Origin of the sequence: Streptomyces smyrnaeus (assembly GCF_017676345.1) — a bacterium.
Classification (GTDB): domain Bacteria; phylum Actinomycetota; class Actinomycetes; order Streptomycetales; family Streptomycetaceae; genus Streptomyces; species Streptomyces smyrnaeus.
This window is the reverse complement of the sequence record NZ_JAFFZM010000016.1, coordinates 216,711-223,333: the sequence shown is the minus strand read 5'-3', so window position 1 is coordinate 223,333 and position 6,623 is coordinate 216,711. Positions and strand designations below refer to the sequence as shown.

Here is a 6,623-nt window from a genome sequence, read left to right as displayed (position 1 = left end):
GGACCCGGCCCGATACGGTGGCGGCATGAGCGGCCGCGCGCAGTTGATGTGGGACGAGGGCGTCATCGGCTACGACTTCGGCCGTGGCCATCCGATGGACCCGGTACGGCTCGCGCTGACGAAGCGCCTGATCGAGTCGTTGGGGGTGGAGCGCGGCCCGGACCTGAGCGTCGTGGCGGCGAAACCTGTCGGGGACTCGACGCTGCGGCTGGTGCACCGGGCGGACTACATCGACGCCGTCCGCCGTGCCTCGCTCGATCCCGCCTCCGCTGACCAGCGGTACGGCCTCGGTACCCCGGACGACCCGGCGTTCGCGGGTATGCATGAGGTCTCCGCACTGATCGCCGGGCAGTCGGTGGGCGGGGCCGAGGCGGTATGGCAGGGCAGGGCGCTGCACGCCGTGAACTTCGCCGGCGGGTTGCATCATGCGATGCCGGGGAGTGCGTCGGGTTTCTGCGTCTACAACGATCCCGCGCTCGCCATCGCACGGCTCCTGGAGCTGGGGGCCGAGCGGGTGGCCTACGTCGATCTGGATGTGCATCACGGTGACGGCGTCGAGGCGGTGTTCTGGGACGACCCCCGTGTGCTGACCATTTCGCTGCACGAGCACCCGGGCACGCTCTTTCCAGGTACCGGGTGGCCGCAGGAGTGCGGTGGCGAGGGCGCGGAGGGCAGCGCGGTGAATGTGGCGCTGCCGCCCGGAACGGGGGACGAGGGCTGGCTGCGTGCGGTGCACGCGGTGGTGCCGGAACTGCTGGAGGCCTTCGGGCCGCAGGTGCTGGTCTCGCAGCATGGTGCGGACACCCATGTCGAGGATCCGCTGGCGCACTTGGCGGTCAGCGTGGACGCCCAGCGGCTGGCGGCCGAGTCCGCGCACGAGTGGGCGCACACGTATGCGGAGGGCCGGTGGCTGGCGACCGGTGGCGGGGGCTATGCGGTGGTCGACGTGGTGCCGCGGACATGGACGCACCTGGTGGCCATCGCGGCGGGGACGCCCGTGCCGCGGGAGACCGAAGTGCCAGCCGAGTGGCTGCAGGAGGTGTACGCGCGTACGGGGCGCACCGGCGCCCAGCAGCGGATGACGGACGGGCTGGAGCCGCACTGGCGGGGCTGGGGGGCGGGGTACGACCCCGCGGACCGGCTGGACCAGGCCGTACGGGCGACCCGCCGGGCGGTGTTCCCGGCACACGGCCTGCTGCCCTGAACGTCGGCGGCTGCCCGGAGGGTTGTCGGCTGCCCTGAACGTCGGCGGCTGTGACGGTGTGGGAGCGAATGGTTCCGTAAGAGGGCCGGTTGAGGGCCGGTCGGTGTGGGGTATCGGCAGTCCCGGGACTGTTTCCCGGCGCATCGTGGTCGGTTGTGTCAGCGTGGGGGCCGGGCAACGGTGCGCTCGTCGTCGGCCCGGTGCTGTCTTCGGACCGACTCCCGGTCTACTACGTCACATTGGCCCCATCCCTGTCGTCGTCCGGATGCCTCGGCCTAGCACCGACGCAGGGCGGACGTGTCGACATAGCGATGCGATTCGGGGTACGTCAGTGCGGCTTCTCCTACGTAAGGGGGGTTGTGCTGTTCTGTGAAACCAGCGCTTGCTCAACGGTCCGTGCGCGGGGCGCGAATGTGCGCGCCCCGTGACTCTCCCGGGGGGAGCCGACAGGAGTGGCTGTTGCGCGAGCTCGTCGGCCAAGGGGCTTGCCGAAGGCGATGGTTGAGCTGTCAGTGCAGGTCAGCGCGGTAGCGGGACTCCGGGGCCGCCGGGTGCGCAGGGGGCGGCGCTCGGCGTGGGGCGGCGGGAGACAGCGGAGGGGCGAGGGCGCTCGGGCGTTCCGTCGGATGACGCTGAGCAATCCGATTACTACCGCGCGCTTACTCGCTATGTACTCAATCGAGCGTGTCTGTCACGGTAGGCGGACGATCGCTACTCCTCTTCACCACTTGCATCACGCGCCCCTAATCTGGGGAGGAGCGCACATGCGAGCAGGAGACACCGGAGGGGAAGCCGGTGCCCGACATGTGCGGAAGGTTCAGGTGTGACATGGCTGCTGACGAACGGCCGTTGAACGAGGTCGTGTTCCTGACCGTGGCGGAGGTCGCCGCGGTGATGCGAGTCTCCAAGATGACTGTGTACCGGCTGGTGCACAGCGGTCATCTGCCGGCGATCCGGGTGGGCAGGTCCTTCCGGGTGCCGGAGAAGGCTGTCCATGAGTACCTCGAGGAGTCGTACGTGGGGGTGGAGAGCGCCTAGGCCGACATCGGGTGTGATCGGTCACCGCTGCACCGGAGCCCCGGTGCCCCCTCGATTCACGACCATTCCCGCGTGGCGGGTAGGGTGGACCCATGTAGGTCGTGTGGGCTCGGACGCCCCGCACCGAGTATCGAAATGAGTTCGCCCCGCGTCCTGCGGGGGTGATTCGTGAGCGAGGGTAGTCGTGGGCTCTGTCATCAAGAAGCGGCGTAAGCGGATGGCTAAGAAGAAGCACCGCAAGCTGCTGAAGCGGACGCGAGTGCAGCGTCGCAACAAGAAGTGAGCGAGCGCACCGCACGCCACTGACCGCCGCCTTTCTCTCCGTTCAGTTCGGAGAGAAAGGCGGCGGTTCTGCTATGGATTCGCGGTATTGCCCCGAGGGGCGGCGACCGCGTCCGGGGTGTCAGGGAGGGAACGTGGGCAAGGTGGTGCTCGTCACCGGGGTGGCCAGACCGCTCGGTGGCCGTTTCGTGCGCCGTATCCAGCGTGAGCCCGATGTGAGCCGGGTGATCGGTGTGGACGCCCAGCCTCCCGTGCACGACCTCGGCGACGCGGAGTTCGTGCGGGCCGACACACGGCAGCCGGCCATCGGCAAGGTGCTGGCCGAGCACGCCGTGGACACGGTTGTCCACATGGATGTGCACGGCACCCCGCCGACGCTGGGCGGCGGCGGGCGTGGCGCGGTCAAGGAGACCAATGTCATCGGTGCCATGCAGTTGCTCGGCGCCTGTCAGAAAGCGCCCACCATCAGTCGTCTGGTGATCAAATCGACGACGAGTGTGTACGGTTCCGCGCCCCGCGACCCCGCCGTCTTCGACGAGACGACCCCTGTCAGGGACCTGCCCAGCGGCGGCTTCGCCAAGGACGCCGTCGAGGTCGAGGGCTATGTACGCGGGTTCGCGCGGCGCCGACCGGATGTCGCGGTGACCGTGCTGCGGTTCGCCCACATCCTGGGTCCCGCCGCCGAGTCGCCGCTCGCCGCCTACTTCGGGCTGCCCGTCCTGCCCACCGTCCTGGGGTACGACCCCCGGCTGCAGTTCGTGCACGACGACGACGTGATCGAGGTGCTGCGACTCGCGGCGGGCGAGCCGCGCCGGGGCACGCTCAACGCCGGGACGTTCAACATCGCCGGCGAGGGTGTGCTGCTGCTGTCGCAGTGCGCACGGCGTCTGGGGCGGCCGACTGCGCCGATGCTGCTGCCGGCGATCCGATGGAGCCGCAGTGTGCTGCGCTCGGTGGGCGCGACGGACTTCTCGCCCGAGCAGATACGGCTGCTCACCCACGGGCGGGTGGTGCACACGGCGCATGCCCGCGACGTCCTCGGGTTCACGCCGCGCCGGACGACCGCCGAGACGCTCGACGCCTTCGTACGGGAACGCGGCCCGGGCCTGCTGCCACCGCGCAGACTGGCCGAAACGGTCGACCGGTTCGTCGCGCTGCTGCCGGGGAAGCCGGGCCCGGAGGAGGTGCGCCAGGATGGCTGACGCGAAGGTCATACCCTTCGACGACGACAGGGACCGCTCGCGCGGCTCGGGAGCCTCCGGAGCCGCTGCCGGACGCGGGCCCTCGGGCGAGGGCCGCGCCGCGCGTACGGGCCGCTCCGGCGCCGCACAGCCCTCCGACACGGCCGGTTCCGCTTCCGGTTCGGGTACCGCTTCCGATCCGGGGGCGACCTCCGGCCCGGGTGCGGGGCTCGGCGGGCGGCGCAGAAGCGGCCGTACGGGCCGCCGCTCGCCTCTGACGACCGTGCCGGGGACGCAGCCGGACGCGGCTGAGGAGGCCGAGGAGCCGCCGGAGCAGGGTGGGCCCGACCGTTCGGGCCCCGGCGCCGGCCCGGAGGGGAGCGACCCGGCGGAAGGCGGCGCGGAGCCCGAGGGGCTGCTGGAGCGCGTGCTCGGTACGGACTGGGAGACCAGGGCCGCGCGCGGCCTCGCCTTCCTGCGGCGCAGGCTCACCGGCGAGTACGAGGTCGACGACTTCGGCTACGACCAGGAGCTGACCGACCAGGTGCTGATGACGCTGCTGCGCCCGGTCTTCGAGAAGTACTTCCGCGTCGAGGTGCGGGGAGTGGAGAACATACCCGCGGACGGCGCGGCGCTGGTGGTCGCCAACCACTCGGGCACGCTGCCGCTGGACGGTCTGATGCTGCAGGTCGCCGTGCACGACCACCACCCCGCCGACCGCCATCTGCGGCTGCTCGGCGCCGACCTGGTGTTCGTGCTGCCGGTCGTCAACGAGCTGGCACGCAAGGCCGGACACACGCTCGCCTGCGCGGAGGACGCCCAGACGCTGCTGGAGCGGGGGGAGGTCGTCGGTGTGATGCCGGAGGGCTTCAAGGGGTTGGGCAAGCCCTTCGCGGACCGCTACAAGCTGCAGCGGTTCGGCAGGGGCGGGTTCGTCTCCACGGCGCTGCGGGCGGGCGCGCCGATCGTGCCGTGCTCGATCGTGGGCGCCGAGGAGATCTATCCGATGGTCGGCAACTCCCGCACCCTCGCGCGGCTGCTCGGCTTCCCGTACTTCCCGATCACGCCGACCTTCCCCTGGCTCGGTCCGCTGGGGGCGGTGCCGTTGCCGACGAAGTGGACCATCCAGTTCGGCGAGCCGGTGCCCACCGACGACTATCCGCCGGAGGCGGCGGAGGATCCGATGCTGATGTTCAACCTCACCGACCAGGTGCGGGAAACGATCCAGCACACCCTGTACAAGCTGCTGGTGCGGCGGCGGTCGGTCTTCTTCTGAGCGTTTCCGGAAGCGATCCTTCCCAGCGCTCCCGTGGCTGCTCCGAACCCGTCCGCCGCCGCACCGGGCTGCCGTGGCTACCTGTTGTCGCCGCCCAGGTCGAGGCGGGGCAGCACATCGGGCACGAGGGGAGGCAGGGTCACCTTCGGCCCGCCGTCGGGGGTGGACGGGCTCTCGGAGTCGGGGCCGGAGTGCGACGGGCTGCCCTGCCTGCCGGACTCCTCGGGCGGCTCCAGCAGTCCGCCGCCGAGCAGGCCCTCGCGCTCCCGCTGCGAGTCGGACGGGGACGGCTCCTCGCTGCTCCCGTCGCGCCGCCCGGACATGCCGTCCGCGGACGGGGAACTCGGTCGGGCGGAAGGCTGCTCCTCGCCCGTACGGTCGCCGGTGCCCGGCTCGCGTTCGGACGGGGCCTCCTCCCGATCGCGGGGGAGGAGCGAGCGCAGGGGGCTCACGTCCTGGTCTATGGCGTCGAAGACGGAGCTGACCTCGTCGCTCACGTCGTGCAGCTGCACCGGCAGCCGGTCGCGCAGCCGGGACCAGCTCGCCCGGTGGTTCTTGGAGAAGCTGGACAGGGACCGGATCGGGGCGAGGTCGCCGTTCTTCCGGAAGGCGGCGCTCAGCAGCCGGTGGCCCTCGGAGGCGTCCTGCCGCATCCCGGACAGCGTCTTGCGGACCTCGACGAGCGCCTCGTGGTCCAGCCCGCCGGAGCGGTCCCGCTCCATGAGGCGGCGGGCCTCGTTCATCCGCGTCGAGGCGTGGTCCAGCAGCAGGCTGCCGCGGTCGGCGTCGTCTCCGGCCAGATCGAGCCGGAGGTCCTCCATGCCGCGCTTGAGGCCGTAGAGCGAGTCGCCGGGCAGGGCGTCCGTGCTGGCCGCCGTGGCGCCGCCGAAGGCGCTGGCGGCCACCCCGACGCTCAGGCCGCCGGCCGCGAGTCCCTTGCCCAGCCGGGACTTGGGCCGCAGCTTGCCGAGCGGCCCGAGACCGGGCGCGCGGTGTGCGCCCCGGCCGCGGGAGCCGGTGCGGGCGTCGCGCTGCTCGGGGAAGTGCGCGCCGTGCGCCGCCGTCTCGCCCTCCCCGAACGCGGCTTCCATGGCCGCGATCAGCTGGGCGCGCTGGACCGTCTTGACCTGCGGGTCCAGCGTGGGACGGGGCACCCCGCCCAGTGAGTTCGCCAGGGCGAGCAGCGACCGGTCCGCACCGTCGTCGGCCCGGTGGCTGTGCGGTGTGCCCGTCGGCGGTGTCCCTTCGCCGTTCCCTCCCCCTGGGGGCGCCTCCCAGCGGGAGCTGGGGGAGTCGGGCCGGGAGGTACCCCCGGCCGGGGACTCCTCGGGCCCTGCCTCGGCCGCCGCGCCCGCGTCGCGCTCCTGCTCGTCCAGGGCTTGGGCGAAGGCGATGGCCCGTCGGCTCGTCGGCACGGATCCGATCACCGGCGGCACCTCCTCTCGTCAGCACGGTCGGCTCCCCACCACACAGGCGTGAGCGCGGCCGACCGCGTTCACTCAGGGGTGAGTGGACCCGGGCAGCCACGGCTTCGGGGAGTCTGCAACCCCGACAACGAGCGCAAGCCACTCGGGTTACGGAGTCGGATGTCACGATGATGTGACCGGTGCTGGGCGCCGCTCGGCGGAGTGCCCGGCGGAGT

6 protein-coding genes and 1 pseudogene are annotated in these 6,623 nt (G+C 71.8%); 6 read left to right on the top strand and 1 reads right to left on the bottom strand.

The window, feature by feature from the left end:
* Window positions 1–25: 25 nt before the first annotated feature.
* The 6 genes and pseudogenes from JW613_RS25340 (at window position 26) to JW613_RS25315 (ending at window position 4,981) form a co-directional block, all read left to right on the top strand.
* On the top strand, window positions 26–1,204 hold the full coding sequence (locus tag JW613_RS25340) for an acetoin utilization protein AcuC (RefSeq protein ID WP_209213232.1): 1,179 nt from the start codon (window positions 26–28) through the stop codon (window positions 1,202–1,204).
* A 523-nt stretch (window positions 1,205–1,727) separates the two neighbouring features.
* Window positions 1,728–1,904, top strand: a pseudogene (locus JW613_RS36905) (phosphatase); the annotation flags it as partial.
* Window positions 1,905–2,032: 128 nt separating this feature from the next.
* A complete protein-coding gene (locus JW613_RS25330) occupies window positions 2,033–2,242 on the top strand; it encodes a helix-turn-helix domain-containing protein (protein WP_157846443.1) in 210 nt (69 codons plus the stop codon).
* A gap of 184 nt (window positions 2,243–2,426) precedes the next feature.
* Window positions 2,427–2,525 (top strand): 30S ribosomal protein bS22, encoded by a 99-nt coding sequence (locus JW613_RS25325; protein ID WP_003948845.1) that lies wholly within the window; start codon window positions 2,427–2,429, stop codon window positions 2,523–2,525.
* A gap of 133 nt (window positions 2,526–2,658) precedes the next feature.
* The gene (locus JW613_RS25320; RefSeq protein WP_209213210.1) at window positions 2,659–3,726 is read left to right on the top strand and encodes an NAD-dependent epimerase/dehydratase family protein; all 1,068 of its coding nucleotides are present in this window, start codon (window positions 2,659–2,661) and stop codon (window positions 3,724–3,726) included.
* A complete protein-coding gene (locus JW613_RS25315; RefSeq protein WP_209213209.1) occupies window positions 3,719–4,981 on the top strand; it encodes a lysophospholipid acyltransferase family protein in 1,263 nt (420 codons plus the stop codon). The genes JW613_RS25320 and JW613_RS25315 overlap by 8 nt, the downstream gene beginning before the upstream one ends.
* 77 nt (window positions 4,982–5,058) lie before the next feature.
* Here JW613_RS25315 and JW613_RS25310 read toward each other — a convergent pair whose 3' ends face one another.
* Complete coding sequence (locus tag JW613_RS25310; RefSeq protein ID WP_209213208.1) at window positions 5,059–6,408, bottom strand: DUF5667 domain-containing protein; 1,350 nt, start codon at window positions 6,406–6,408, stop codon at window positions 5,059–5,061.
* Window positions 6,409–6,623: the final 215 nt, after the last annotated feature.

Bases quoted from the DNA above. Each gene is read 5' to 3' on its own strand.
- JW613_RS25330 (WP_157846443.1), top strand. From the start codon at position 2,033: ATGGCTGCTGACGAACGGCCGTTGAACGAGGTCGTGTTCCTGACCGTG.
- JW613_RS25315 (WP_209213209.1), top strand. From the start codon at position 3,719: ATGGCTGACGCGAAGGTCATACCCTTCGACGACGACAGGGACCGCTCG.
- JW613_RS25340 (WP_209213232.1), top strand. From the start codon at position 26: ATGAGCGGCCGCGCGCAGTTGATGTGGGACGAGGGCGTCATCGGCTAC.